Source organism: Nocardia sp. NPDC050717, from assembly GCF_040654275.1.
Lineage (GTDB): Bacteria > Actinomycetota > Actinomycetes > Mycobacteriales > Mycobacteriaceae > Nocardia.
The window spans coordinates 204,147-230,713 of the sequence record NZ_JBFAHR010000005.1; the positions used below are offsets into that span (position 1 = coordinate 204,147).

A 26,567-nucleotide genomic window follows, 5' to 3' on the forward strand; every position below is an offset into this window, starting at 1 on the left:
GCGCGGTTCCCGGTGATGGCACAGTGGAACCCGGCGCGCCCGCGCCCAGCGACGACCAGCCTGCCGACAGGAGTGACAACGCGGTGAACCGGGTGGACGAGGACCAGGAATTCGAACAGTTCCGCGGCGAACTCGACGCGGTGGAACGCCGCATCGCCGGGGAGATCGACCCCGGCGCCCGAGCGCTGGTGGTGGCGGGCGCGGTGTTCGCGCTGCTGATCTCGCTGGTGCTGCCGACCGCGGGCACCGCGCGCGGATTCGACGTCCTGCTCAACACCGACGCCGCGGGTGTCGAGCACATCGGGCTGCCGTCCCGGATCTTCGTGTGGCTGGTCATCGTCTTCGGCGTCGGCTTCTCGCTGCTGGCCCTGACCACCCGCCGCTGGGCGCTGGCCTGGCTGGCCTGCGCGGGCTCGGCCGTCGGCAGCGTCTTCGGCGTGCTCTCGATCTGGCATCGGCAGACGCCGGGCCTGGGCAACTACGAGGGCGCAGGCCCCGGCATCGGCCTGATCCTCGGCACCATCGCGATCATGGTCCTCACCTTCCACTGGGTGCGCGTGGTGTGGAGCCGCACGGCGGTCCAGCTGGCGGCCGAGGAACAGCGCCGCAACGCCGCCCGCGCGGCCGAGGAACGCGACCGCAAGCGCCTGACCGGCGAATAGGTCCCCCGAGTACGACGAAACCCCCGACCGGATCGGTCGGGGGTTTCGTGTCTGCCCGCTACCTGTTGCTGACGGCGCCCTCGGCGGCCTCGGCCCATTCACGCCACTGCTTGGCCTGCTCGAGCGCCTTCTCCGCGTCGCGCTTCTTGCCCGCCGCGGTGGCCTTGGCGGCCTGCTCCTCGAACTGGGCGACCCGCTCCCGGAACTGCGCGGCCCGCGCGACGGCCTCGGGATCGGTGCGCCGCCACTGCTGGTCGGCGGCATCGCGCACGCGCTTCTCGATCGCGCGCAGCTTGCCCTCGAGCTCCTGCATCCGCTCGCGCGGCACCTTGCCGATCGCGTCCCACTTGTCCTGCAGTTCGCGCAGCGCGGCGCGGGCGGCGTCGAGCCCGGTGGCCGGGTCGATGTGCTCGTAGGCGCGCAGCAGTTCTTCCTTGGCGGTGGCGTTGTGCTCGAACTCGGCGTCGCGTTCGGACACCGCCGCGTTGCGGGCGGCGAAGAACACGTCCTGCGCGCTCTTGAACCGGCGCCACAGCGCCTCGTCGGCCTCGCGGGGGGCGCGCCCGGCGGCCTTCCACTCGCTGAGCAGGTCGCGGAACACCGCGGCGGTGCCGGACCAGTCGGTGGAGCCGGACAGCTCCTCGGCCCGCACGCACAGCTCTTCCTTGCGGGTCTTCGCCGAGGCGCGTTCCCGGTCGAGCTCGGCGAAGTGGGCGCCGCGGCGGCGGTTGAACGCCTCGCGGGCCTTGGAGTAGCGCTTCCACAGCGCGTCGTCGACCTTGCGATCGACGCCCCGGATGGACTTCCACTCGTCGAGGATCTCGCGCAGCCGGTCGCCCGCTGCCTTCCACTGGGTGGACTCGGCGGCGATCTGCTCGGCCTCGGCCGCGAGCGCCTCCTTGCGCTCGGTGTGCTCGTGCCTGGCGCGTTCCTTCTCCTCCTTGGCGTGCGCGGCGGCTTCCTCGGAGTGCTCGGTGATCGCCTGCAGCCGGGCGGCCAGGCCCTCGATGTCGCCGATGACGGCCGCGGTGGGCAGGGACTCGGCCAGCGCGAGCGCGGCGGCCTTGGTCTTGCGCGCGTCGGCTCCCGCGGCCAGCCTGGCCTCGAGCAGGGCGACCTCGGTGGCCAGGTCGTCGAAGCGGCGGCCGAAGTGCTGCAGTCCCTCGGCGGCGTCGCCCGCCTGCCAGGACCCGACGACGCGTTCGCCGTCGGCGGTCTTCACCCAGGCGGTGCCGTCCTCGTCGACGCGGCCCCATTTGCTCGGGTCGGTGACGGTCGGCACGACGACGGGGTGCGGGTGCGGTTGGTCGGGGCCCGGCGCCGGTTTCACGGCGTGCGGTTTCGGCGCGCGCGCGGGCTTGCCGCCGGGCTTGGGGGTACCGGACGGTCGCGGGCCCGGACCGGGGGTGGGCTTCGCGGTTCCGTTGCTGTCGGTCATTGCTCTCCGTCCCTGCCGCGCGTCACGGCTGCCTGGTTACGCCCTAGCACATCCCATTGAACCCGGTCCGGGCCGAGGAAACCATCGATCCGAGGGATCGGATGCCGGATTTCCTGGGATTTCATCCCGAACGGCGGGGGTGGTCGCACCAGAAAACACTAGCAATCTCGGCGGGCATCGCCGCGCCGGACACTCGCGGAGCGCACCCCCGCCGGAGTGCGGTGGATGCCGGACGATGCGCGCGTTACGGCTACGGTTACGGCGTGTTCTCGATAGCGGCCCTGGTCCCGTCGCCGCCGTTGCTGGTGCCCCAACTGTGTGGGCGTCCCGGCGCGCCGGGCGGCGATCCCGACGACCCCGTCGCGGTGCTGCGCGCCGCCGCACTCGACGCGGCCGCCGCCCTCGCCGCGTCGGCCGCGCGCTGGACCGTCCTCGGCGTCGGCGCGCACGACCAGAACTTCCCGTCCACGACCAGAGGGACCTTCCGCGGCTTCGGCGCCGACGTCGTCGTCGGGCTGGGCCCCGCGCCGCGCGAACCGGCGCCGGCAGACGCCCAGCTTCCGCTCCCGGTACTGATCGCCGGCTGGTTGCGGGACCAGGTGGCACCCGCTGTCGAGGTCACCGCGCGGCTGCTCGCCGCCGGGACCGCGCCCGCCGCGTGCGCCCGCATCGGCGCCGCGCTGCGCGCCGAACTCGACGCCGACCCCACCCCGCACGCGGTGCTGGTCGTCGGGGACGGTGCCGCCACCCTCACGCTGAAAGCGCCCGGCTACCTCGACGAGCGCGCGGCCCCGGCGCAGGAACGCCTCGAGGCCGCGCTGCGCAGCGGTGCGCGGGCCGGGCTCGCCGCGCTCGACCCGGCGCTGTGCGCGGATCTGCTCATCGAGGGCAGGGCCGCCTATCAGGCGCTGGCCGGACTGTTCGCCGCCGATCCGGCCGATCCGCGGGTGCGTACCCTCTATCAGGGCGCGCCCTTCGGGGTCGGCTACGACGTGAGCGTGTGGCAACCGGGTGGACGGGAAGGGATCGAGCAGTGACGAGCCGGCAGGTGCGTCCCGTCGCGGTCGTCGGACCGACGGCCACCGGGAAGTCCGATCTGGCGCTGGATCTCGCGCAGCGGCTCGACGGCGAGATCGTCAACATCGACGCGATGCAGCTCTACCGCGGGATGGACGTGGGCACCGCGAAACTGCCGGTCGCGCAGCGGCGCGGGATCACCCACCACCTGCTCGACGTCCTCGACGTCACCGAGACCGCGACCGTCGCCGCCTATCAGAGCGCCGCGAGCGCGGTCGTCGAAGACCTGCTGGCCCGCGGCCGCACCCCGGTCATCGTGGGCGGCTCGATGATGTACGTCCAGGCGCTGCTGGATCAGTGGGACTTCCCCGCGACCGATCCGCAGGTCAGGGCCCGCTGGGAGCAGTTGCTCGCCGAGGGCGGCGTGCACGCGGTCCACGCGGCGCTGAAGCAGGCCGATCCGGTCGCCGCGGCCACCATCCTGCCCACCGACGGCAGACGGATGGTGCGCGCGCTCGAGGTGGTCGAGCTGACCGGGCAGCCCTTCGCGGCGTCGGCGCCGACCATCGGCACGCCGCGCTGGGACACCGTCATCCTCGGTGTCGACCGCGAGACCGCCGAGCTGGACGCTCGCATCGAGCGCCGCACCGCCCTGATGTTCGACACCGGCCTGGTCGAGGAGGTGCGCGGCCTGCTCGAGATCGGGTTGCGCGACGGCCAGACCGCCCGCCGCGCGATCGGCTACGCCCAGGTGCTGGCCCATCTCGACGGCGAGTACGACCTCGCCCACGCCCGCGAGCGCACCCTGATCGGCACCCGCCGGTACGTGCGCAGGCAGCGGTCGTGGTTCCGCCGCGATCCCCGGGTGACCTGGGTCGACGGCGCCGATCCCGAGCTCGCCGCGACCGCGCTGGCACTGCTCGACGACCAGATGGGACAGACAGCGCAGTGACGCGACGAGTGAGCACCCGCAACGCCTCGGTGCAGGTGTGGCAGGCCTACCTGAGCAACCGGACCAAACGGCATCGCGACGGCCGGTTCCTCGTGCAGGGCGTGCGCCCGATCACCCAGGCGCTGGCCAACGACTGGCCGCTGGAAACGCTGCTCTACCGGCTCGGCGGGCAGGATCTGTCGAGCTGGGCGCGCGAGGTGCTCGACACCGCCGAGGTACCGCAGGTCGGGCTGGTGCCCGAGCTCATGGCCGAGCTGGGGGAGAAGGCGGCAGGCGTGCCGGAGATCGTCGCCGTCGCGGTCTCGCGGCAACCCGAGCTGGCCGACTACGCGCCGGGCGAGCCGGGCGAGGACGCCCCCGTCGTCGTGGTGTTCGACCGCCCCAATTCGCCGGGCAACCTCGGCACCCTGATCCGTTCGGCCGACGCCTTCGGGGCCTCCGGGGTGATCGTCACCGGGCACGGCGCCGACCAGTTCGACCCGCAGGCCGTGCGCGCCTCCACCGGTTCGCTGTTCGCCGTGCCCGTCCTGCGCGCCCCCGGGCCCGGCCAGGTGCTCGAGTTCCGGGACCGGCAGGTCGCGCGCGGCATCCCCACCCGCATCGTCGGCACCGACGAGCACGCGCCGAGCACGATCTACGACCACGACTTCACCGAGGCCACGATCCTGGTGGTCGGCAACGAGACCTCCGGGATGAGCGCGGCCTGGGCCGAGGCCTGCGACGACCTGGTGACCATTCCGATGGGCGGCACCGCCAGCTCGCTCGGCGCGCCCTCGGCCGGGGCGATCAGCCTCTACGAGATCGCCAGGCAGCGGCGCACCTTCGCCCGGTAGCGAGCCGGCCGCCGGCGAGGAGGACAATGGTCGGCGTGTCCGACATCGAATTCAGCAAGGGCCACGGCACCGAGAACGACTTCGTCGTGCTGCCCGACCCGCAGGTCCAGCTCGACCTGACCGTCGAGCGCGTCGCCGCGCTCTGTGATCGGCGGCGCGGGCTCGGCGCCGACGGAGTGCTGCGCGTGGCCCGCGCGGGGGCGCTGCGCACCGCGGGCGTGCTCGACGCCCTGCCCGAGGGTGTGGGCGCCGACGACTGGTTCATGGACTACCGCAACGCCGACGGGTCGATCGCGGAGATGTGCGGCAACGGCGTGCGGGTCTTCGCGCACTATCTGGTGGCGTCCGGGATGGAGTCGCGCACCGAGTTCGTCGTCGGCAGCCGCGCCGGTGCCCGGCCGGTGGTCGTGCACGCCGCGGGACCGGTCGAGGGCGAGGTGACCGTCGACATGGGCGTGGTCCGCGAACTCGGCCCCTCCACCGCGACCCTGGGTGGCTGGGCGCTGGCAGGCATCGGCATCGACGTGGGCAATCCGCATCTGGCCTGCGTCGACGACACGCTCACCGCCGAGGCGCTGGCGAAGCTGGACCTCACCGCCGCGCCCGGCTTCGATCCCGACCTGTTCCCGCACGGGGTCAATGTCGAGATCCTCACCCCGCTCGACGCGGGCAACGCCGTCGACATGCGTGTCTACGAACGCGGGGTCGGGGAGACCCGGTCGTGCGGGACGGGCACCGTCGCGGCCGCGGCGGCCGCCCTCACCGCTGCGGGCATCGCTCCGAGCACCGGGTCGGGCGAGGTGACGGTGCGCGTGCCCGGCGGGCAGGTGCTGGTCGGCATCGCCGCGGGTCGGGCGAGCCTGCGCGGCCCGTCGGTGCTGGTGGCGGGCGGCACGATCGGCCGGGAGTGGTGGAACGGGCGGTAGCGGGATAACCGGATGCGTCCTGTCACCGTGACGTGGCAGCATGGAGGTTGTATGACGACATCTGAGAACCCCACAGAACCCACCTCGACCGAGTACACCGACGCGGTCGAGCCCGACGTGGCCGCCGATCGCGGTGACGTCGACGACGCGCTGGCGCGGCACGCGGCCCGCATGCAGCGCCCCGGCTGGTCGGCCGAACCGACCGTCGGCGAGATGCAGCTCGACGAGCGCTCCTCGCTACGCCGCGTCGCCGGTCTGTCCACCGAACTGACCGACATCACCGAGGTCGAATACCGCCAGCTGCGCCTGGAACGGGTCGTGCTGGTGGGTGTCTGGACCACCGGCAGCGCCGCCCAGGCCGACGCGAGCATGGTCGAGCTGGCCGCGCTCGCCGAAACCGCGGGCTCGGAGGTCCTCGAGGGCCTGATCCAGCGCCGCGACAAGCCCGACCCGGCCACCTACATCGGCTCCGGCAAGGCCGAGGAACTGCGCACGATCGTGCTCGAGACCGGCGCCGACACCGTGATCTGCGACGGTGAACTCACCCCGGCCCAGCTGACCGCGCTGGAGAAGGTCGTGAAGGTGAAGGTCATCGACCGCACCGCGCTGATCCTCGACATCTTCGCCCAGCACGCCACCTCCCGCGAGGGCAAGGCCCAGGTCGCCCTCGCGCAGATGGAGTACATGCTGCCGCGACTGCGCGGCTGGGGTGAGTCCATGTCCCGGCAGGCCGGTGGTCGCGCGGGCAGCAACGGCGGTGTGGGTCTGCGCGGCCCCGGTGAGACCAAGATCGAGACCGATCGCCGCCGCATCCGCGAGCGGATGGCCAAACTGCGCCGCGAGATCCGGGAGATGAAGACCGCCCGCGACACCATGCGCGCCAAGCGGGCGGGCAGCGGCGTGCCCGCGGTCGCGATCGTCGGCTACACCAACGCGGGCAAGTCCAGCCTGATGAACGCCCTCACCGGCGCCGGCCTGTTGGTGCAGGACGCGCTGTTCGCCACCCTGGACCCGACCACCCGCCGGGCCGCCCTCGACGACGGCCGCGAGATGGTGTTCACCGACACCGTCGGTTTCGTCCGGCACCTGCCGACGCAGCTGGTCGAGGCGTTCCGCTCGACGCTGGAGGAGGTCACCGGCGCCGACCTGCTGCTGCACGTGGTCGACGGTTCCGATCCGCTGCCGCTGGAACAGATCAGGGCCGTGCGCGAGGTGATCACCGACGTGATCAAGGAGCAGGGCACCGCGGCGCCGCCGGAACTGCTGGTGATCAACAAGATCGACGCGGCCGACCCGAACGAGCTCACCCGGTTGCGCGGGCTGCTGCCGGAGGCGGCGTTCGTCTCCGCGCACACCGGCGCCGGCGTGGAGCAGCTGCGCGAGCGGCTGTCGGAGGTGCTCGGCGGGCTCGATGTCGACATCAGTGTGCTGTTGCCCTACAGCCGCGGTGATCTGCTCGCGCGCATCCACGCGGACGGCCGGATCATCTCCTCCGACCACGAGGAAGGCGGCACGAGGGTGCGCGCCCGGGTACCGCACGCGCTGGCCGCCGCGCTGTCGGAATACGCGCATTCGGGTCCGGCGGAGGTCGTCCCGAACTGATCCGGCCAGTGGGATTTGCCACATCGTCGCTGTCAAGATCAATGCGACACAGTCATTTTCGGGCGCTATGGTCGATGGTCGACAGCAGGAGGGTGTTATGTCGAACGACCAGCGGGGTCCAGAGAATGTGAGTGAGAACAACAGCGGGGGATCGGTCGGGCAGGGCGACCGGATCCTCTCCGACAACGCGCCGCTGAATCCGTCGCCGAGCGAATGGGAGATCCGCGCGTTCGAGGCGGTCTTCGCGCCGGTGCGGGCCTGGGCGAGCCCGCGCTTCTACGGCCTGGAGAACATTCCGGCCGAGGGGCCGGTGCTGATCGTGGCCAATCACAACCTGCTCGGCGGGATCGACGCGCCGCTGCTCATGCCGGAGATCCTGCGGGCCAGGGGCAGGCTGGTCCGCGGTCTCGCCGAGCACGTGCTGATGGTGCCGGGCGTTCGGCACCTGCTGCACCGCTTCGGCGCGGTGCGCGGGACCAGGTCGAACTGCCTGGCGCTGCTCGAGCGTGGCGAGGCGGTGGTGGTGTTCCCCGGCGGCGGGCGCGAGGCGATCCGTCGCAAGGGGGAGAAGTACGCGCTCAAGTGGGACAACCGCACCGGCTTCGCGCGGATGGCCATCCAGGCGGGCGTGCCGATCGTGCCGCTGGCGATGATCGGTGTGGACGACGCGTTCGACATCGTCTTCGACGGGCAGCATCCGGTGATGCGCCCGCTGCGCTGGACGTGCAGCCTGCTCGGCATCAACCCCGAGCTCAACCCGCCGATGGTCAAGGGCATCGGTCCGACTCCGTTGCCGCGCCCGGAACGCTTCTACTACTCGGCGGGCACGCCGATCGACCCGGCGCCGTGGCTCGAGGCCGAGGATCTGGACACCGCGGCGGCCGATCTGCGCGACGTCGTGCGCAAGAGCCTGGAGGAGGAACTGCAGTTCCTGTTCTCCGAGCGCGAGCACGATTCCGGCCGCACCCTGGTCGGGCGCCTGCGCGGGGCACTGCCCTTCTGATCGTCACCGGGCCGGAATGCCGCCGGTCCGCTCCGCGTTACCCGCTATACGGACCCGAGTCCGGATAGTGGGAAGGCGGACGGCGATGACGACAGCGCAGGTACGGGTGATACCGGGTGGCGATCGTGCGCACTGGTGGAACGCCTGGCTCGACTCCCGTCAATCGTTTCCGGCGACCGGCAATTTCGTCCTCGAGGACCACGCGCACGGACTGCTGCTGGTGCACAACGAGGACACCGTGGCGCCGGGCGAGGGTTTCGACACCCATCAGCACCGTGACACCGAGATCCTCACCTGGGTTCTGGAAGGCACTGTGGTGCACCAGGATTCGGCGGGCCACTCCGGCGTCATCCGGCCCGGGCTGGCCCAGCGGATGAGCGCGGGCACCGGCATCAGGCACTCCGAGCGCAACGGGGCGGGCTATCGAGAACGCGACAGCCTGCACGTGGTGCAGATGTGGATCCCGCCGGACACGCAGGGCGTCACGCCGAGCTATCAGGAGCTCGACATCGACGGCGACCTGCGCGGCAACGAACTGGTGCCCGTGGCCTCCGGAATGCCGCGCCACCGCGGCGCGGCCGCGATCGGACTGGGCAACCGGCACGCCACCTTCCATGTGGCTCGCCTGGATCCTGGCCACTCGATCACCGTTCCGGACGCGCCCTACGGGCACGTGTTCGTGGCCCGCGGCAGTGTCGACTTCGAGGACCACGGCACCCTGGCTCAGGGCGACGCGGTGCGGCTGACCGCGGCAGGCGGCCACCGCGTCACCGCGGTGACGCCCGCCGAACTCCTGATCTGGGAGATGGACGCAGGCGTGCGCTGACCGATCAGACCTTGCGGATGACCGTGACGACCTTGCCCAGGATTTGCGCGTCGTTGCCCGGGATCGGTTCGAAATGCGGGTTGTGCGGCATCAGCCACACGTCCTTGCCGCTGCGCTTGAACGTCTTGACGGTGGCCTCGCCGTCGATCATCGCGGCCACGATGTCGCCGCCCTCGGCCACGTTCTGCTGGCGGACCACGACCCAGTCGCCGTCGCAGATGGCCGCGTCGACCATCGACTGGCCGACGACCTTGAGCAGGAACAGTGATCCGTCGCCGACCAGCTCGCGCGGCAGCGGGAACACGTCTTCCACGGCCTGCTCGGCCAGGATCGGTCCACCGGCGGCGATGCGGCCGAGGACCGGGACGAAGGTGGGTGTGGGCCGGTTCGCGTCGACCTCGTCGACGGACTCCACCGGGAGCGCGGTCACGGACCGGACCGCCTCGTCCAGGCCGCGGACGTTCACCGCGCGTGGCCGATTCGGATCGCGGCGTAGGTACCCCTTGCGTTCGAGGGCCCGCAGCTGATGCGCCACCGAGGAGGTGGAGGTGAGACCGACCGCGTCGCCGATCTCGCGGATGCTGGGCGGATAGCCGCGCTCGGTGACCGAGGTCCGGATGACCTCGAGGACCGTGCGCTGACGCACGGTGAGATCCGCTCCGGATCCCGATGTGACGGTGCCGGTAGCGCTTTCGTCACCCGTGTCGTCTGTGTGGGTCACCGTGTCCCGCCCTTTCGCTGGTCGAATTCGCTGTTCCGAGGTTAGTCGCGCCACGCCGAACTATCAAACATCTGTTCGAGCATGTCGGGCGTTTCGTGCTGACATCGCCGTTCTCGCGTGGTAGAAATCGAACATCAGTTCGTCGCACAGATGTTCGAATGGCACACCACCCCGGAGGTTCTTCCGATGAGCACAGCGACCGGCGCCCTGCAGTCCTACGACCACACCGCCTACCCCGAGCCCGTCGTCCGGCGGCGTCGCCCGGTCCGCGCGCGGCGCCCCTTCTCGCTCGTGCGCGGCGGCGATGCCGTACCGCGCCGCACGACACGGGAACTTCCGCGTCCCGCACGGGAATCGCGGCCAGAGCGGGCGCTCCCCGAGATCTCGCGTGGTCCGGCCGCCGAGGTGTTCGCCGGCTACGGCACTGCCGGTCCGGCCGCCGCGCGCGCGGTGCTCGCCGAAGCGTCGCACAGGCCGGCGGACGCGGCGCTGGACGTCGCCTTCGCCACGGTGCCGCGCACGGATTCGCCCGCGCCCCGGGTCGCGCGCCCGGCGCGTACCGACCGTGGCCCCCGGACGGCACGGCCTGCGGCGGGCGCCGTGTACGGCCGGGTCTCCGGTGTCGGGCCCGCGCGCGGCGCGCACCCGGTGCGCCGCGTCGAGCGCGCGCAGATCGGGTTCGCCACCCTGGCGGTCGTCGCGCTGGCGACCGCGCTGGTGGTGATGGCCTTCCTCGGCCTCGCGCACGTGCGGGCGGGGAGTTTCGGTGATCGCGTCGAACCGGCGGGATCGTCGATCTCGCAGCTGGAGGGCGCTTCGTCGACGGGACTGTCCGGGACAGTTCGCTAGCGTCAAAATCCCTGCACAAGACCGGTTTTCGCGCCGGTTTCGAGAACTGATCGAAGATCGAACTGATCGAAAAGCACGCGCAGAACTAGAACACGTTGCTACGGTGACGGGCATTCTGAGCCGGGGCAGCTAGGGGCCGCGGCCGAACCGGATGCGAGGTCACGGTGCGCCGCTGCACGATCGCCCTGTTGCTCAGCCTGATCCTCGGCGCGCTGCTGGCGCCCGCCGCCCGCGCGGAGCCCGCGTACGCGGACTATCTCGACCTCCCGGCGGTCAACGCCGACGGTGAGTTCGGTGGTGGTCTGCACCCGGCGCTGCCGCTGAGTGCCCCGCCGCTGCTCGCGGCGCTGGAGGAAGCCAGGGCCGACGGGATCGCGCCGACCAGGTACGGCACACTGCTGCACCAGTACTGGCTCGTCGTGGCCACCGACAACGCGGGCATCGACCTGGCGGGCTGGGAGCCCTTTCGTGGCGTCGCCGCCAACTCGGCGACCTTCCCGCAGGTGTATGTGAACTACTTCCGCATCGCCGCCGCGCGCCCCGACTTCTACTGGGCCGGGCTGGCCGGGTTGGCGGGCGGTTCCTTCGCCTCGGGCTTCTTCGATCTCGGCGACATCGGCGGGCTGCTCTCGGTCGGCGGCATCCACGAACTCGGGAGCGCGGTCGCCGACCTGCTGCGCGTCACCCCGCCCGAACTCGTCGCCGCGCTGCCCGCCGACATCGGTGCGCTGGCCACCCTGGGTCCGCGGCTGAGCGCCGCCGATCTGGCCTGGTACCAGACGCGGTTGATGATCATGCAGAAACACATCTTCCTCGATCTGGTGCCGATGCACGAGGCCTACCTCGCCGACGGCATGGCCGGGATCGACGAAATGCGCGCCGCGGGGGTGATCGGCGACGACATCCGCACCGCGTGGGTGGGCATCGACAGCGGGACCGACGAGGGCCTGGCCGACGCGCTGGTCCGGATGGCCGACCGCGAACAGAACGAGATCATCGCCGATCAGTGGGACGTGACCGCGGCCGGCCGCGCGGGCATGGGCCGGGTCATGACGTATGTGACCACGGTCGGCGGCAAGGCGGCGGTGCCGGGCACCCGCGCGCCCGGGCAGTACGACCCGGTGACGGTGCGCGCGGGCGGTCTCGGCCTGCGGGCGCCGCTGCCCGACTTCAACTGGGCCGACCGCGACACCCGCTGGGCCTACATCGTCGACGACCTGCTGCCGCGGCACCTCGACCTGTGCCTCGACCGGGCGCGGGCACTGTCGGTGTTCCGCGAGCCGTTCCAGGCCAAGCTCGCCAGGGGGCGGATGGTCGCGCGGCTGCCGGAGTTGATCACCGATCTCACCACGCAGTGGCAGGTGGTGCAGTAGTGACAGGTATTCTGTCAAGTGCCATGGAGTAGCGTCGCATCGACGAAGGAACCCTCGGATGCATTGCCCGTATTGCCGACACCCTGACTCGCGAGTCGTCGACTCGCGGGAAGTCGAGGAGGGCACGGCGATCCGCCGTCGGCGGTCGTGTCCGTCCTGCGGTCGCCGGTTCACCACCGTCGAGACCGCGATCCTGTCGGTGGTCAAGCGCAGCGGCGTCACCGAGCCGTTCAGCCGGGAGAAGGTGATCGTCGGTGTGCGGCGCGCCTGCCAGGGCCGCGAGGTCGACGACGACGCCCTGAACCTGCTGGCCCAGCAGGTCGAGGACGCGGTGCGCGCCAAGGGCTCGCCCGAGGTGCCCAGTCACGAGGTGGGCCTTGCCATCCTCGGCCCGCTGCGCGATCTCGACGAGGTGGCGTATCTGCGCTTCGCCTCGGTGTACCGATCCTTCACCAGCGCAGCCGATTTCGAACGCGAGATCACCGAGATGCGCAAGGCGCGGACCGCCGCCGTCGCGGACTGAGCGGGTCACTCAGCGGCGGATCGCGCCGATCGCCTTCTCGATCCGCTTGGCGGAGACCGGATACGGCGTGCCCAGCTTCTGAGCGAACAGGCTCACCCGCAATTCCTCGATCATCCACCAGATCTCGGTGACGTCGCGGGCGTGGCGGCGGCCTTCGGGCAGGCCGCGGACGAGCTTGTCGTAGGCGGCGAGCATGCGGTCGACCTCGACCATGCCCTGCCGATCGCGGACCGCGGAGCCGGGCAGCGATTCGAGGCGTTGCGCGGCGGCGAGCAGATAGCGGGGGAGCTCGCGCAGCCGGACCCGGCCCCATTCGGCGACGAAACCGGGGAACAGCAGGTCGTCGAGCTGCTGGCGGACATCGTCGGCGATATCGGATTCGACGGTGTCGGCCAGGGCGGCGCGGGCGCGGTGCGCCGCCGCCAGCACCGGGACCACCGCGCGGATCAGGCCGGTGACGGCGCCCGTCAGCTGCGGCCGGACGGTGGCGACGAGCCGGTCGAACTCCTCGGGTGTGCGCACCGGGCCGCCCGCGGCGGCGATCAGCTCGTCGGCGGCAGCGACCCGGCAGTCCTCGACGAGCTTGTCCAAGGAGCCGTCGGGATTCTGGCTCAGCGACAGCCGGTCGGCCGCGGGGAGCCCGGCGGTGACGGCTTTGCTGGAGGTCGGCACGGCGGCCAGCAGCAGGGTGCGCACCCCGGCGCGCATGGCGGCGGCCTGCGCGGCGGGGGAGCTGAGCACCCGCACGGCCACGCCCTCGCCCTCGGGGACCAGCGCCGGATATCCGGTCACCGTCTGCCCGGCGACCTCGCGCCGCACCGTCGGCGCCACCGACCCCAGCGACTCCGAGGTCCACACGGTCGCGGGCGCGCGTTCGGCGCCCGCGGTAGCGCGGGCGACCGATGCCGAAACCTGGTCGGCCAGCTGCGTTTTGAGCTGGGTGAGGTTCTTGTTCTTGGCGAGCACCTTGCCGTGCCGGTCGACGGCGGCGAAGGTCATGCGCAGGTGATCCGGCAGTGCCGTCGGGGCGAGATCCTCGGCGGTGATGGTGACCGCGCCGAGGCGCGAGAGTTCCCTGGCCAGGCCGGTGCGCAGCGGCTCGGCCCGCGGCGTCAGCTCGCGCAGCGCGGCGGCGGCGAAGTCGGGGGCGGGAACGACGGTGCGGCGCAGGGTCTTCGGCAGCGTCTTGATGAACGCGGCGGCCAGTTCCTCGCGCATGCCGGGCACCAGCCAGTCGAAACCGACGGCGCGCACGTGCGCGAGCTGTTCGACCGGGATCCGCACGGTCACGCCGTCATCGTCGCGGCCCGGCTCGAACTGGTAGGTCAGCGGGAAGCTCAGTTCGCCCTGGCGCCAGGCGTCGGGGAAATCGGTGGGATCCAAGGCCGCCGCCCCGGCGTTGACCACGGTGTCGGTCGAGAAGTCCAGCAGGGTGGGATCCTGGCGCTCGGCCTTGCGCCACCAGCTGTCGAAATGCCGGACCGAGACGATGTCGGCGGGGATGCGCCGGTCGTAGAACTCGAACAGCACCTCGTCGTCGACGAGGATGTCGCGGCGCCGGGCCCGGTGCTCGAGGTCGGCGACGTCGTCGATCAGGGCGCGGTTGCGGGCGAAGAAGCCGTGCCTGGTCTGCCATTCGCCCTGCACCAGCGCGTGCCGTAGGAACAGCTCCCGGGACAGTTCCGGGTCGATGCGCCCGAAATCGACCGGGCGTCCGGTCACCAGCGGCACACCGTAGAGCGTGGCGCGCTCGTAGGCACGCGCCGCGCCCCGCTTGGACGACCAGTGTGGTTCGGAGTAGGTGCGTTTCACCAGATCGCCCGCGAGCCGCTCGGCCCATTCCGGCTCGATCTTCGCGGTGATCCGGCCCCACAGCCGCGAGGTCTCCACCAGTTCGGCGGCCATCACCCAGCGCGGCGGCTTCTTGGCCAGCGACGACCCGGGGAAGATCATGAACTTGGCGTTGCGCGCCCCGAGGAACTCGCGCGACTCGGCCTCCCGCACGCCGATGTGCGACAGCATTCCGGCCAGCAGCGCCTGATGGATCTGCGCACTCGGCCACGGCATCGCCGCCTCGGCGGCCTCGGCGGGCTGCTCGGCCCGGGCGCCGGTGTCTCGCCCGCCACGGGCCCGGTCCTCGCGCGGGAGGCCGCGACCCCGTCTGCCGCCGGTCCGGTCCTCGCGCCGGGATCTGTCGGCGTCCGCACGACCCGCGCTGCCCGCCGCACCGGATCGGCCATGACCGCCGGAACGCGCGGACCCCGACTCGCCGGAGGTCCCGCCCGTGCGCGTCTCGTCCGCCACCTCGGCGGAGTCGGAATGGGTCGAATCCGCCCGCACGCGTTGCGGTTTCGCATTGCCGCGACCGCGCCGGGACCGGCTCGGCCGCTGGTCGTCCTCGCCGTCGGCCCGGAGATCGCCGGGCTGGTTCCAGCCGAGGCCGCGGGTGATGGTGCGCAGCTGGCCGTGCAGGTCCTGCCACTCCCTGATGCGCAGGTAGTGCAGGAACTCCTCCCGGCACATCCGCCGGAACTGGTTGGACGACAGGGACTTGCGCTGTTCGGTCAGGTAGTCCCACAGGCGCAGGTAGGCCAGGAAGTCCGAGCCGTCGACGGTGAACCGCGCGTGCTGGGCGTCGGCGGCCTGCTGGTGCTCGACCGGCCGCTCGCGCACGTCCTGGATCGACAGGGCCGCGACGATCACCAGCACCTCGTCCAGGCAGCCGTTGCGGTGCGCCTCGACGAGCATGCGCGCCATGCGCGGGTCCACCGGCAGTTGGGACATCTCCCGGCCGATGGCGGTGAGTGTGAGGTGGCCCCGCGAGTCCGCTTCGGCGTCAACGGTTTTCGAACTCCCGTGGGCGAGGGCGCCGAGTTCCTCCAGCAGGGCGATGCCGTCGCGGATGGCGCGGCGATCGGGGGCCTCGACGAACGGGAAGCTCTCGATGTCGCCCAGGCCGAGCGCGGTCATCTGCAGGATGACCGCGGCCAGATTCGTGCGCAGGATCTCCGGTTCGGTGAACGCGGGCCGCGACTCGAAATCGTCCTCGGCGTACAGGCGGATGCAGATGCCGTCGGCCACGCGGCCGCAGCGGCCGGAGCGCTGCCGCGCCGAGGCCTGCGAGATCGGTTCGATCGGCAGCCGCTGCACCTTGGTGCGCATCGAATAGCGGGAGATCCTGGCGGTGCCGGGATCGATGACGTACCGGATCCCCGGCACGGTCAGCGAGGTCTCCGCGACGTTGGTGGCCAGCACCACCCGGCGCCCGGTGTGCGGCGCGAACACCTTGTGCTGCTCGGCGGCCGACAGCCGGGCGTAGAGCGGCACGATCTCGGTGCGCGCGAGTTTCACATCGCGCAGGGCGTCGGCGGTGTCGCGGATCTCGCGTTCGCCCGACAGGAACACCAGCACGTCGCCGTCGCCCTCGGCGAACAGTTCGGTGACGGCGTCGGCGATGGCGTCGGTGGGGTCGCGGTCGACGACGCGGGTCGCGTCCTCGTCGTCCTCGTCGGCGCCAGGCAGCTCCAACGACAGTGGGCGATACCGCAATTCGACCGGATACGATCGGCCCGACACCTCCACGATCGGGGCAGGCGTGCCCTGCGCGTCGGCGAAGTGGCGGGCGAACAGCTCCGGATCGATGGTGGCCGAGGTGATGATCACCTTGAGATCGGGGCGCCGCGGCAGCAGTTGTTTGAGGTAGCCCAGCAGGAAGTCGATGTTGAGGCTGCGCTCGTGGGCCTCGTCGATGATGATCGTGTCGTAGCGGCGCAGCAGCCGGTCGCGCTGGATCTCGGCGAGCAGGATGCCATCGGTCATCAGCTTGACCAGGGTGCGGTCGGAGGCTTGATCGGTGAAGCGGACGGTATAGCCGACCACATCACCCAATTCGGTGCCGAGTTCCTCGGCGATGCGCTCGGCGACGGTGCGCGCCGCCAGCCTGCGCGGCTGGGTGTGCCCGATGGTGCCGCGGATCCCACGCCCGAGCTCCAGGCAGATCTTGGGGATCTGGGTGGTCTTGCCCGAGCCGGTCTCGCCGGCGACGATCACCACCTGATGCGCTGCGATGGCGGCCGCGATGTCGTCGCGGCGCGCGGAGACCGGCAACTGCTCCGGATAGCGGATGGCCGGAACCGCCGCGCGGCGATTGGCCACGCGGGTCTCGGCGGCGGCGATCTCGGCGTCCAGTGCGGGCAGGTCGTCGGGGCGCGCCCGGTCGAGCTTGCGCCGGAGCCGGTGTTCGTCGCGCAGCGAGACCTCCGCCAGGCGGGTGCGCAGCGCGCGGGTTCCGGTGCTAGCTGTCCTGGTCATTGCGTGTACCAGCGTAGCGAAGCCCGCCACCGGTTTTCCGTCGGCGCCGTCGCGGGGCCGGGCGGTGGAGACCGACGACACACCGGAGTGCGCCCCGCACACCCCGGGCGGGTCGGCGATCGGGTCGCGACGCGAGGTCCGGATCGGCGTTTTCCGGGCATCGACGTGCGATGATCCGGCGATGAGCACAGTGACGGGGACGGCGTGGTGGGTCAGGGTCCTGCGGGTCGGGTTCGGCGTGCTCGGCGCGGTGGCCCTGCTGTGGATTCCCGTGCGCAACATCGGCTCGGACACCTTCTCGCTGGCGAACTACCTGAGCTACTTCACCGTGGAGTCGAACGTCCTCGGCGTGATCGCGCTGCTGGTCGGTGGGTTGTTCGCCCCGCAGAGCCGTGGCTGGCAGCTGTTCCGGGGCGCGGCGACGCTGTACATGCTCATCACGATGGTGGTCTATGCGGTGCTGCTCGCGCATCTGGACGTGATGCTCAACGACAAGTGGATCAACGACACCATGCACCGCTACATCCCGCTGGTGCTGGTGCTGGACTGGGTGCTGGTTGCGATGCCCGAGCGGTTGCGGCCCAGTCCCGCGCTGATCGGGCAGTGGCTGCTGTTCCCGCTGGCCTACGGCGTCTACAGCCTGATCCGCGGACCCATCGTCGACTGGTATCCGTACCCGTTCCTGGATCCGCGCGAACAGGGCTATCTCTCGATGGCGATCGGGCTGGTGGTGTTGACCCTGGTGTTCGCGGTGCTGGCGGTAGCCATGGCGTCGCTGGCCGATCTGCCCGCGTGGTGGCGGGATCGCCGGACCGCGGACTGAGACATCGGCGGGTCCGGCGAGCGCGCCCGGAGCGGTTGGGGTAAGTGTGGAGCCATGAATGCGCTCTGGCATGGATTCGCCGATATGGGTGCCGTCAACCGTGACGGTGCGTTCGTCGTCGCCCGCGGCGACGGTGCCTACGTCTACGACACCGCGGGCACGCGGTACCTCGACGCCACCGCCGGGCTCTGGTTCGCCAACGTCGGCCACGGTCGCGCGGAGATCGCCGACGCGGTCGCCGCGCAGTTGCGGACCATCGCCCACTACTCCAACTTCGGTGACCTCACCGAGCCGGCGACCCAGGAACTCGCCGAGAAGCTGTCGGCGATCGCGCCCGTGCCGGGCAGCAAGATCTTCTTCACCTCCGGCGGCTCGGACTCGGTGGAGACCGCCGCCAAGCTGGCCCGCCGGTACTGGCACGAGCTCGGCCGCCCCGCCAAGAAGATCCTCGTCGGCCGTCGCCTGGCCTATCACGGCATGCACTACGCGGGCACCTCCATCGGTGGTCTGGCCGGTAACCGTGAGGGCTACGGCGAGCTGGTCGCCGACACCCGCACCGTCGAATGGGACGACGCGAAATCGCTGCTCGCCCTGATCGAGGAGATCGGCGCCGAGCAGATCGCGGCCTTCTTCTGCGAGCCGATCATCGGCGCGGGCGGGGTGTACCTGCCGCCGGAGGGCTACCTGGCCGAGGTCAGGCAGATCTGCCGCGACAACGACATCCTGTTCGTCGCCGACGAGGTCGTCACCGGATTCGGCCGGATCGGCGGTTCCTGGTTCGCCTCCACCCGGTTCGGTCTCGAACCCGATCTTGTCACCACCGCCAAGGGCTTGACCTCGGGCTACGTCCCGATGGGCGCGGTGTTCATCGCGCCGCGCCTGGCGGAGCCGTTCTTCGCGGGCGGGGTCTGGTGGCGGCACGGCTACACCTACGGCGGGCATGCGGGCGCGGCCGCGGCGGCACTGGCCAACCTCGCCATCGTGGAGCGGGAGGGTCTGCTGGAAGAGGCGGCGCGCCTGGAGAACACGCTGCACGTGGCACTGGCCCCGCTGGCCGAGCATCCGCGGGTGGCCGAGGTGCGCAGCGGGCTCGGTGCCGTCGCCGCGGTGCAGCTGGCTGACCCGGCCGAGGGCCCCGGCCTCGTGAAAACCCTGCGCGAGCACGGCATCTCGGGCCGCGCGGCCGGGCAGGGCGCGATGCAGATCTCGCCGTCGTTCGTGATGACCGACGCGCAGGTCGCCGAGCTCGTCGAGGGCTTCACCCGCGCGCTGGGCTGACCGACCCGGGGTCAGCCGCAGGGCGGCAGGTCCCGGATCAGGCGCCGCCCGCGCGACCCGGGGTCAGTCGCCGTGCGGCAGGCCCCGGGTCAGGCGGGCCGCCCGCGCGTTGAGATAGCGCTGTTCGGGCACACTCGCGGTGAGCTGGGCGGCGCGCCGGTAACTGTCGAGTGCCCGCTCGTGGTCGCCGGTCATCTCCAGCAGATGCGCGCGGACGGCATGGGTGCGGTGGTGGCGGGCCATCGCGGGATCGTCGAGCAGGGGCGTCACCAGCGCGAGACCGCGCTCGGGGCCCTCGGCCATGCCGACCGCGACGGCGCGATTGAGGGTGACCACCGGACTCGGCGCCACTCGGTCGAGCATCGCGTACAGCACGGCGATCTGCGCCCAGTCCGTGTCCACCCAGGTCGCGGCCTCGGCGTGGACCGCCGCGATCGCGGCCTGCAGCTGGTACCGGCCGACGGGCCCGCGTGGCAGCACCCGCTCCAGGATCGCCACGCCCTCGGCGATCGCCGCCCGATCCCAGCGGTCGCGCTCCTGCTCGGCCAGCGGGACCAGCTCGCCGGCGCGCAGCCGCGTCGCCGACCTCGCGTGGGTGAGCAGCATCAGCGCCAGCGCGCCCGCCACCTCGTCGTGCTCGGGGATCGCCGCGCGCAGGGTCCGGGTGAGGCGGATCGCCTCGGTGGACAGCTCCCGATCCACCAGCGCGTCTCCCGCCGAGCGGGTGTGGCCCGCCACGAACATCAGGTGGCACACGTCGAGCACGGCCGCGATCCGCGCGGGCAGTTCGGCGGGCGCGGGCATCGTGAACCGGGCGCCGGCTGCCCGCAGGGTCGCGCGCGCCCTGGTCAACCGCTGGGTCATGGTCCGTTCCGGGACGAGGTAGGCCGCCGCGATCCGCGCCGTCGCCAGCCCGCCGACGGCGTGCAGGGTCAGCGCGACCTGCGACGGGCGGCTCAGGCTCGGATGGCAGCACAGCAGGAGCAGCCGCAGGGTGTCGTCGTACTCCGCCCGCTCCGCGTCGGCGGCCGGGGCCATGAGCGTGTCGGCGGGGCTCGCGGTCGCCACCGCCTCCTCGCGACCCGACCGTGCCCGATCGGCCCGCACGCGGTCGATCAGCCGCCGCGAGGCCACGGTGATCAACCAGCCCCGCGGATCGGCGGGCGTACCGTCGCGGGCCCACTGCGTGAGCGCGGCCGCCGCGGCCTCCTGCGCGGCGTCCTCGCAGTCGCCGAGATCGCCGTGCCTGCGCAGCAGGGCGGCCAGGACGTAGGGCGCCTCGCGCCGCCACACGTCCGCGACCACCCGCGCCGTCACTGGTCCTCGCCGCCCGGCCACATCGTCGGCCGCAGCTCCACCGTCTCGCCGGGCCCGGCGAACCGGGCCACGATCTGCTCGGCGCGTGTCCGGCTCTCCACGTCGATCAGGAAGAACCCGGCCAGATGTTCCTTGGCCTCCGAATACGGTCCGTCGCTGACCAGCGGCTCGCCGTCGGCCCAGCGGTAGAGCCGCGCCGACTCGGGCGCCGCCAGCGCCTCGCCGCCCACCAGTTCGCCCCGCTCCTGCAGCTCGCCGAGCAGTTGCGCGAAGTCGGCGTCGACCCGGTCCCGCTCCGCCCGCGACATCTCCTGGTACTCGGGCAGGTAGTCGGAGGTGGGATGACCCCACGGCCGCGGGTTCGAGTGGATGAGGATCACGTACTTCATCACGGCTCCTTCGCCTTCGCGGATGCGTCCGGTCGACCCATCCTCACCCAGAACGTCGGAGCCGCGGCGGCGATGTCGACATCGCCGCCGGGACTCAGGCCGGATCGAGCTCGCGGGTGAAGAACCGGCTGTACGGATCGAGGACGTAGTCCGCGAACGGACCGCACTCGGTGAACCCGTGCCGCAGGTACAGCCGCCGCGCGGGGGCGAAGAAGTCGTCGGATCCGGTCTCGAGGCTCAGCCGGGTGTAGCCGCGCCCGCGCGCCTCGGTGACGATCGCCGCGAGGACCGTGGCCGCGACCCCGCGCCCGGTGAACCCGTCGGCGGTGCGCATCGACTTGACCTCGCCGTGCCCGGCGTCGAGTTCTTTCAGCGCCCCGCACCCGGCCAGATCCGTGCCCACCCAGGCGCTCCACACGGTGACCGCCGGGTCGCGCAGGGCGGTCAGGTCGAGGGCGTGCATGCTGCAGGCGGGGGAGTTGGCGGCCATCTCGGTGTGGTGGCCGGTCAGCAGGTCGCGGATCGCGGCACCGGCGAGATCGTCGACGGTGACGCGCACCGCGGCGCGGGTCGGGGTGTCGGGCATCGTTCCATGATCGGTCACGGCGGCCGCGACCGCGCGGCTGGGGGAATCACGCCCGCGGACGCGGCCTCGGTGCGAGCATGGAGATGCGTGGGTGGGCGAGTCGAAGGTGGTGGGGTGTGGCCGAATTCGTGCAGCAGTACGCACTCGTGCGCTGGCCGGTCGTCGCGGCGTTCCTGCTCGCGCTGGGCATCGTCGCGGTCCGGCTCGCTCGCGGGCACACCGACGACCGCCGGGCCGACGCCGCCGCCGACAGCGCGCATCTGCTCATGTGCCTGGTGATGCTGGCGATGCTGCTCTTCCCCGCCGCCACGCACCCGCACGCCGTGCGCGGCCTGCTCACCGCGCTCACCGTGGCGTTCGCGGTGCTGCTGGCCGAACGTGTCCTCGGCCTGCGCGCGGGGAGCGCCACGGGCGACGGGGTCGCGGCGCTGGGCTATCACACCCTGGCCGCGGCGGCCATGCTCTACGCGATGGCAGGCCACGACTCCGGACACGCGGCCGACACGCCGAGCTGGCCCGCCGCCACGCTGGCCGTGTTGTTCACGCTGGACGCGGTGCTTGCCGTGGGTACCGCGCGTCACGGCGGGCGCTGGCACCGGTTCGCGCACCCCGTCGGCGCCCACCCGTTGACCTCGGCGCTGGTGCCGCACGTGGTCATGGACATCGGCACCGCGTTCATGCTGATCGCCGCGATCGGGCGGTGAATACCGATCCACAACCGCCCGGGCTGCGAATTGCCTTTGTGCGGACAGGAATTCGACGATGAACCGGCACCGCCGACCCGACCCGGTGCCGGGCGCCGTGCCGCCCGCCGCCGAGTCGTCCTGCGGCGCCGAGGATCGCGACGCGATGCGCGAGCTCTACCGCGCCACCGGCGCCGCGGCCTTCGGGCTCGCGTTGCGCGTCCTGCACCGCCGCGGCTCCGCCGAAGACGTTGTCCGCGAGGCCTATCGGTGTCTGCGTGCGGCGCCGCGGCGCGGGGAGCCGAAGGACGACGCACCGGCGCCGGCGTCCACCGCGACCGCAGCGGTCCCCGACCTCGGAACACCGTGGGGCCGTTCGGCATTCGTGGCCGGTCTCGGCACGACCGCGCCGCGGCCCACGGCCGGCCAGCCCGCTGCCGAGGAGGCGGTCGACAGCGAGCACTGCTGGTTGCTCGCGCAGGTCCACCGCCTGGCGGTGCGGCGGCTGCGCCTGGACCGGCACGACACCGACGACCTGCCCTGGCTCGCGGCCTCGGCCCGTCTCGGCTTCGCCGATCCGCTCGACAGTCACTGCGAGGTGTTCGTGCTCGCCTACTACGGGGGCCGCACCTACCGGGCGATCGGCAGGGAACTGGGCCTGCGGGTACCCGTGGTCACCCGGCTGCTGGCCGACGGCGTCGAACGCCTCGCCGAACAGCGCGCCACCGGGTTCGCGGTCCCGCAGGCCTCGGCGCCGCCCGGCTCGCCGCTCGCGCTCGCCGACGCCTATGCCCTCGACGCGGTCGCCGAGCTCGAACACCACCACATCGAGAACAAGCTCGCCGCGATGCCGCCGCAGCGCGTCGACCGCTTCGCCGCCAGGGTCACCGGCGTGCACGAGGTCCTCGCCCGGCTGGCCGTCGACGACCAGCGCACCCCGCCACGGCACCTGGAGGCGCGGGTCCTCGCCGATCTCGGCACCGCCGAGCCGGCCCGGCGCGCGCACTGGCCGAACCGGCCGCCGTGGCTGCGCAGGCTCGGCGGCACGGGGGAGTGACCGTCAGAGCACGACGGTGTGGTCCTCGGCGACCCGCCCGCCCAGGCGCACCCAGCCGTCGGAATCCCATTCGGTGTAGAGCTGCGAGCCCTGCCCCTGGGTCACCACCAGACCGCGGCGCAGCTGCCCGGTGAGCGCGACCGCCGCCGCGCCGGTCGCCTCGTCCTCGGCGATCCCCATGGCGGGGGCGAACATGCGCGAGCGCAGGGCGCCGCGGGTCTCGTCGGTCCAGGTCCAGAAGTAGTGCTGGCCCTCGTTGAAGTCGTCCGGGCGCAACAGTGCCAGTTCCTCGGCCGTCTCCAGCTGGTGGAAAGCGAAGTCCGGTGCCCATTCCGCGCGGGCGGTGATCCAGGTGATGCCGTCGGTCTGGTCGACCGCGACCGGTCCAGCGGGCACCTGCAACGTGTGCACCGGCATGCGCTGGGCCGCGAGCCACCAGGCGGTGCCGACGCTCGGATGCCCGGCGAAGGGCAGCTCCACGGTGGGGGTGTAGATGCGGACCCGGGCCACCCCGTCGACGGGGTCCTCGACCACGGTGGTCTCGCTGAATCCCAGCCGTGCGGCCAGTTCCTGCTTGTCGAGCGCGACGACGTCACCCGCGCGAGCGATGCCGAGCGCGTTGCCGAGCCCGCCCGCGGCATCGGTGAACACCCGGACGACCTCGACCTGCACATCGGGGGCTTCTGGCGCATCGTGTGCGTTCATGATCATGAGCCTACCGGCCGGGTCCGGGCCCCGGCGGCAGCGTTTTCGCGCGGGTCGTGACCGTGGGAAACGACCTCGGCCCCGACCGGTGGAGCCGATCGGGGCCGAGTGTTGCGGTGGATCAGACGGCGGCCGCGGCCAGCGCCTCGGTGGACTGCACCGCCTGGCCGACACCGGCGACGATCGCCGCGGCGCGCAGCGACTCGAAGATCACCTCGCGCGACACACCGGCCTCGCGCAGCGTCTTCTCGTGCGCCTCGAGGCAGTGCGCGCAGCCGTTGATCGAGGACACCGCGAACGACCACAGCTCGAAGTCGGCCTTGTCGACACCGGGGTTGCCGATGATGTTCATCCGCAGCCCGGCGCGCAGGTCGTCGTAGCGACCGTCCAGGAAGGCCTTGCCCCGGTAGAACACATTGTTCATGCCCATGATCGAGGCCGCGCCCAGCGCCGCGTCGTACGCCTCGGCCGACAGCGTGTCGGCCGCTTCCTCGGCGATCTCGCGCAGCGTGGTGGCCGAGCGGGTGGCCGCGGCCGACGCGAGCAAGGTGCCCCACAGCTGCTGCTCGGTGAGCACCGTGGTGCGCGCGAGCGAGGACAGGTTGAGCTTGAGGTCCTTGGCGTACTCGGGCAGCGAGTTCTTCAGGTTCTCGATGCTCATGTGGGGACTACCTCCGGGATCTGAGATGTGATGGGGGAGAAGGGGACCTGATCAGACGCTGGCGGAGAGCAGCTCGCCGGCGTTGATGGTCGGGTCGCCCTTCTTCCAGTTGCAGGCGCACAGCTCGTCGGACTGCAGGGCGTCGAGCACCCGCAGCACCTCGTCGACGTTGCGGCCGACCGAACCGGCGGTCACGGAGACGAACTGCACCTCGTTGTTCGGGTCGACGATGAACGTGGCGCGGTCGGCGACGCCGTCGGCGTTGAGAACGCCGGTGGCGGTGGCCAGTTCACGCTTGAGGTCCGACAGCATCGGGAAGGGCAGGGTCTTCAGATCCTCGTGCTGGGCACGCCACTGGAAGTGCACGAACTCGTTGTCCACCGAGGCGCCGAGGACCTGGGTGTCGCGGTCGGCGAACTCGTCGTTCAGCTTGCCGAACGCCGCGATCTCGGTGGGGCACACGAAGGTGAAGTCCTTGGGCCAGAAGAACACCACGCGCCACTTGCCCGCGTGGTCGTCGCTGGTGATCTGGGTGAAGTAGTCGTCGGGCTGCTGCGCGTCGACCTTCGACAGGTCACCTCCGATGACGGCCTTGAGGTTGTATGCCGGGAACTGGTCGCCGATGGTCAGCAGAGCCATTACGCGTCTCCTCATTCGTGGTGTTGGCGCTCATCGTGTGAGCTCGTGGTGATCTTGCCGAAAGCGTACTGAAAGGTAAAGCCGATCGCTCGTCGTACACTGATAGGCGTGACTGATCAGACTTATCAGCCAACCCTCTCGCAGCTGCGTGCGTTCGTGGCCGTCGCCGAATACCGGCATTTCGGCACCGCCGCAGCGCGTTTGACTGTGAGCCAACCCACGTTATCGCAGGCTCTGGCATCACTGGAAAACGGACTCGGGCTGCAGCTGATCGAGCGCAGCACGCGGCGGGTGCTCGTCACCGCGGCGGGGATGCGGCTGCTGCCGCAGGCGATGGCGACCCTGGAGGCGGCCGACCGGTTCGTCGCCTCGGCCACCGGCGACGGGCTCGGCGGCGTGCTGCGCCTCGGCATCATCCCCACCGTCGCGCCGTACGTGTTACCCGAGCTGCTGCCCGAGTTACGCCGCAAGCTGCCGAGCCTGGTGCCCCAGGTCGTCGAGGACCAGACCGCCCGGCTGCTCGACGGGCTGCGCACCGGCGTCCTCGACGTCGCCCTGCTCGCGCTGCCCACCGAGGCGCCCGGCCTCGTCGAGATCCCGCTCTACTCCGAGGAATTCGTGCTCGTCACCCCGCGCGGGCACGAATTGGCAGGCCGCACCGACCTGTCCGTCCCCGCGCTGGCCGACCTGCCCCTGCTGCTGCTCGACGAGGGCCACTGCCTGCGCGATCAGACACTGGAGGTGTGCCGCACCGCCGAGGTGCATCCCGGCGCCGTCGGCGACACCAGGGCCGCCTCGCTCACGACCGTCGTCCAATGCGTCGCGGGCGGACTCGGCGTCACGCTGGTGCCGGAGATGGCCGTGGCCGCCGAGACCGCGCGCGGCACCCTCGACACCGCGCGCTTCGCCGACCCGGCGCCGGGCCGCACGATCGGGCTGGCCTACCGCGCGTCCTCCGCGCGCGCCGAGGATTACGAATATCTGGCCGCGGTCATTCGTTCGAAGCGCCCGTTCTAGATATCATCTGTTCGCACGACGCCATTCCTGGCCCCGAGTGCTTTGGTGAATACGGTGACGATCCCGCCATGGGATCGGCACGTCGAAAAAGTACAGTCTGTTAGGAATGGCCATGTACAAGTTTCGTTCAACCATCGCGGTGCTCGCGTGTGCGCCGCTGATCGCTCTCGGTGCCGGCGTAGCCGGCGCAGCACCCGCGGCGGATCCTGCCCCCGTCCCCGCCGCACCGGTGCCCGTGCAGGTCGAGCCCGCCGTGTTGTCGCCGTTCATCACCATCCCCGGCGCGCTGCTGACCTGTGTCCCGCTGCTGGTGACACTGCCCATCCTCTACCCGGTGTGCGTGGTCTGACACGCCGATGATCAAGACAAGGAGTAA

26 protein-coding genes are annotated in these 26,567 nt (G+C 71.6%); 17 read left to right on the forward strand and 9 right to left on the reverse strand.

Annotated elements, in window-relative coordinates:
- The first annotated feature begins 83 nt into the window (after positions 1-83).
- Positions 84-662, forward strand: coding sequence for a hypothetical protein (locus AB0H56_RS13480; protein ID WP_357161707.1), 579 nt, complete (start codon positions 84-86; stop codon positions 660-662).
- 58 nt (positions 663-720) lie between these two features.
- Here the strand turns inward: AB0H56_RS13480 and AB0H56_RS13485 are convergent, their stop codons facing one another.
- Entirely contained in the window at positions 721-2,100 is a 1,380-nt protein-coding gene (locus AB0H56_RS13485) for a DUF349 domain-containing protein (RefSeq protein WP_357161710.1), read from the reverse strand.
- Between the two features lie 263 nt (positions 2,101-2,363).
- Between AB0H56_RS13485 and AB0H56_RS13490 the strand changes: the two genes are divergently transcribed.
- From AB0H56_RS13490 to AB0H56_RS13520, 7 genes are all read left to right on the forward strand, one after another.
- On the forward strand, positions 2,364-3,137 hold the full coding sequence (locus AB0H56_RS13490; protein ID WP_357161712.1) for a hypothetical protein: 774 nt from the start codon (positions 2,364-2,366) through the stop codon (positions 3,135-3,137).
- Positions 3,134-4,069, forward strand: coding sequence for a tRNA (adenosine(37)-N6)-dimethylallyltransferase MiaA (miaA, locus tag AB0H56_RS13495; RefSeq protein ID WP_357161714.1), 936 nt, complete (start codon positions 3,134-3,136; stop codon positions 4,067-4,069). Before AB0H56_RS13490 ends, miaA begins: the two co-directional genes overlap by 4 nt.
- Positions 4,066-4,902, forward strand: coding sequence for a TrmH family RNA methyltransferase (locus tag AB0H56_RS13500; protein ID WP_357161717.1), 837 nt, complete (start codon positions 4,066-4,068; stop codon positions 4,900-4,902). The genes miaA and AB0H56_RS13500 overlap by 4 nt, the downstream gene beginning before the upstream one ends.
- Before the next feature lie 44 nt (positions 4,903-4,946).
- On the forward strand, positions 4,947-5,828 hold the full coding sequence (dapF, locus tag AB0H56_RS13505) for a diaminopimelate epimerase (RefSeq protein ID WP_357162076.1): 882 nt from the start codon (positions 4,947-4,949) through the stop codon (positions 5,826-5,828).
- A 171-nt stretch (positions 5,829-5,999) separates the two neighbouring features.
- The gene (gene hflX, locus AB0H56_RS13510) at positions 6,000-7,430 is read left to right on the forward strand and encodes a GTPase HflX (RefSeq protein WP_357162079.1); all 1,431 of its coding nucleotides are present in this window, start codon (positions 6,000-6,002) and stop codon (positions 7,428-7,430) included.
- 127 nt (positions 7,431-7,557) lie between these two features.
- Positions 7,558-8,433, forward strand: a complete 876-nt coding sequence (locus AB0H56_RS13515) for a lysophospholipid acyltransferase family protein (protein WP_357161720.1) — start codon at positions 7,558-7,560, stop codon at positions 8,431-8,433.
- Positions 8,434-8,518: 85 nt separating this feature from the next.
- On the forward strand, positions 8,519-9,259 hold the full coding sequence (locus AB0H56_RS13520; protein ID WP_357161723.1) for a pirin family protein: 741 nt from the start codon (positions 8,519-8,521) through the stop codon (positions 9,257-9,259).
- A 4-nt stretch (positions 9,260-9,263) separates the two neighbouring features.
- Here the strand turns inward: AB0H56_RS13520 and lexA are convergent, their stop codons facing one another.
- Positions 9,264-9,980 carry a transcriptional repressor LexA gene (gene lexA, locus AB0H56_RS13525; RefSeq protein ID WP_110035741.1) on the reverse strand — a complete coding sequence of 239 codons (717 nt, stop codon included), beginning with the start codon at positions 9,978-9,980 and terminating at the stop codon, positions 9,264-9,266.
- Positions 9,981-10,166: 186 nt separating this feature from the next.
- Here lexA and AB0H56_RS13530 point away from each other — a divergent pair, with 186 nt between their 5' ends.
- The 3 genes from AB0H56_RS13530 to nrdR all read left to right on the forward strand — a co-directional run bounded on the left by AB0H56_RS13530 (position 10,167) and on the right by nrdR (position 12,725).
- Positions 10,167-10,829, forward strand: a complete 663-nt coding sequence (locus AB0H56_RS13530) for a hypothetical protein (protein ID WP_357161726.1) — start codon at positions 10,167-10,169, stop codon at positions 10,827-10,829.
- A gap of 188 nt (positions 10,830-11,017) precedes the next feature.
- Positions 11,018-12,202 carry a hypothetical protein gene (locus AB0H56_RS13535; RefSeq protein WP_357161729.1) on the forward strand — a complete coding sequence of 395 codons (1,185 nt, stop codon included), beginning with the start codon at positions 11,018-11,020 and terminating at the stop codon, positions 12,200-12,202.
- 58 nt (positions 12,203-12,260) lie between these two features.
- Complete coding sequence (gene nrdR, locus AB0H56_RS13540) at positions 12,261-12,725, forward strand: transcriptional regulator NrdR (protein WP_110035738.1); 465 nt, start codon at positions 12,261-12,263, stop codon at positions 12,723-12,725.
- 9 nt (positions 12,726-12,734) lie between these two features.
- Here the strand turns inward: nrdR and hrpA are convergent, their stop codons facing one another.
- Entirely contained in the window at positions 12,735-17,036 is a 4,302-nt protein-coding gene (gene hrpA, locus AB0H56_RS13545) for an ATP-dependent RNA helicase HrpA (protein WP_357161732.1), read from the reverse strand.
- A 181-nt stretch (positions 17,037-17,217) separates the two neighbouring features.
- On the opposite strand from hrpA, the gene AB0H56_RS13550 reads away from it, so the two are divergent.
- Together AB0H56_RS13550 and AB0H56_RS13555 are read left to right on the forward strand one after the other, a co-directional pair.
- Positions 17,218-17,859 carry a Pr6Pr family membrane protein gene (locus AB0H56_RS13550; protein WP_357161735.1) on the forward strand — a complete coding sequence of 214 codons (642 nt, stop codon included), beginning with the start codon at positions 17,218-17,220 and terminating at the stop codon, positions 17,857-17,859.
- 54 nt (positions 17,860-17,913) lie between these two features.
- On the forward strand, positions 17,914-19,137 hold the full coding sequence (locus tag AB0H56_RS13555; protein ID WP_357161738.1) for an aminotransferase class III-fold pyridoxal phosphate-dependent enzyme: 1,224 nt from the start codon (positions 17,914-17,916) through the stop codon (positions 19,135-19,137).
- A 63-nt stretch (positions 19,138-19,200) separates the two neighbouring features.
- On the opposite strand, the gene AB0H56_RS13560 is transcribed toward AB0H56_RS13555, so the two are convergent.
- The 3 genes from AB0H56_RS13560 to AB0H56_RS13570 all read right to left on the reverse strand — a co-directional run bounded on the left by AB0H56_RS13560 (position 19,201) and on the right by AB0H56_RS13570 (position 21,429).
- Entirely contained in the window at positions 19,201-20,454 is a 1,254-nt protein-coding gene (locus AB0H56_RS13560; RefSeq protein WP_357161741.1) for a sigma-70 family RNA polymerase sigma factor, read from the reverse strand.
- Positions 20,451-20,843: a YciI family protein gene (locus AB0H56_RS13565; RefSeq protein WP_357161744.1), complete on the reverse strand. Its 393-nt coding sequence runs from the start codon at positions 20,841-20,843 to the stop codon at positions 20,451-20,453. Before AB0H56_RS13565 ends, AB0H56_RS13560 begins: the two co-directional genes overlap by 4 nt.
- 94 nt (positions 20,844-20,937) lie before the next feature.
- On the reverse strand, positions 20,938-21,429 hold the full coding sequence (locus AB0H56_RS13570; protein ID WP_357161747.1) for a GNAT family N-acetyltransferase: 492 nt from the start codon (positions 21,427-21,429) through the stop codon (positions 20,938-20,940).
- A gap of 116 nt (positions 21,430-21,545) precedes the next feature.
- Between AB0H56_RS13570 and AB0H56_RS13575 the strand changes: the two genes are divergently transcribed.
- Together AB0H56_RS13575 and AB0H56_RS13580 are read left to right on the forward strand one after the other, a co-directional pair.
- Entirely contained in the window at positions 21,546-22,133 is a 588-nt protein-coding gene (locus tag AB0H56_RS13575) for a DUF5134 domain-containing protein (RefSeq protein WP_357161750.1), read from the forward strand.
- Between the two features lie 58 nt (positions 22,134-22,191).
- On the forward strand, positions 22,192-23,169 hold the full coding sequence (locus tag AB0H56_RS13580) for a hypothetical protein (protein ID WP_357161753.1): 978 nt from the start codon (positions 22,192-22,194) through the stop codon (positions 23,167-23,169).
- Between the two features lie 3 nt (positions 23,170-23,172).
- Here the strand turns inward: AB0H56_RS13580 and AB0H56_RS13585 are convergent, their stop codons facing one another.
- The 3 genes from AB0H56_RS13585 to AB0H56_RS13595 all read right to left on the reverse strand — a co-directional run bounded on the left by AB0H56_RS13585 (position 23,173) and on the right by AB0H56_RS13595 (position 25,174).
- On the reverse strand, positions 23,173-23,874 hold the full coding sequence (locus tag AB0H56_RS13585) for a PhzF family phenazine biosynthesis protein (protein ID WP_357161756.1): 702 nt from the start codon (positions 23,872-23,874) through the stop codon (positions 23,173-23,175).
- Positions 23,875-23,995: 121 nt separating this feature from the next.
- The gene (locus tag AB0H56_RS13590; RefSeq protein WP_280347536.1) at positions 23,996-24,535 is read right to left on the reverse strand and encodes a carboxymuconolactone decarboxylase family protein; all 540 of its coding nucleotides are present in this window, start codon (positions 24,533-24,535) and stop codon (positions 23,996-23,998) included.
- A 51-nt stretch (positions 24,536-24,586) separates the two neighbouring features.
- Positions 24,587-25,174, reverse strand: coding sequence for a peroxiredoxin (locus AB0H56_RS13595; RefSeq protein ID WP_110035729.1), 588 nt, complete (start codon positions 25,172-25,174; stop codon positions 24,587-24,589).
- Between the two features lie 108 nt (positions 25,175-25,282).
- Between AB0H56_RS13595 and AB0H56_RS13600 the strand changes: the two genes are divergently transcribed.
- On the forward strand, positions 25,283-26,191 hold the full coding sequence (locus AB0H56_RS13600) for a hydrogen peroxide-inducible genes activator (RefSeq protein ID WP_357161759.1): 909 nt from the start codon (positions 25,283-25,285) through the stop codon (positions 26,189-26,191).
- A gap of 112 nt (positions 26,192-26,303) precedes the next feature.
- A complete protein-coding gene (locus tag AB0H56_RS13605) occupies positions 26,304-26,540 on the forward strand; it encodes a hypothetical protein (RefSeq protein ID WP_357161762.1) in 237 nt (78 codons plus the stop codon).
- The last annotated feature ends 27 nt before the right edge of the window (positions 26,541-26,567 follow it).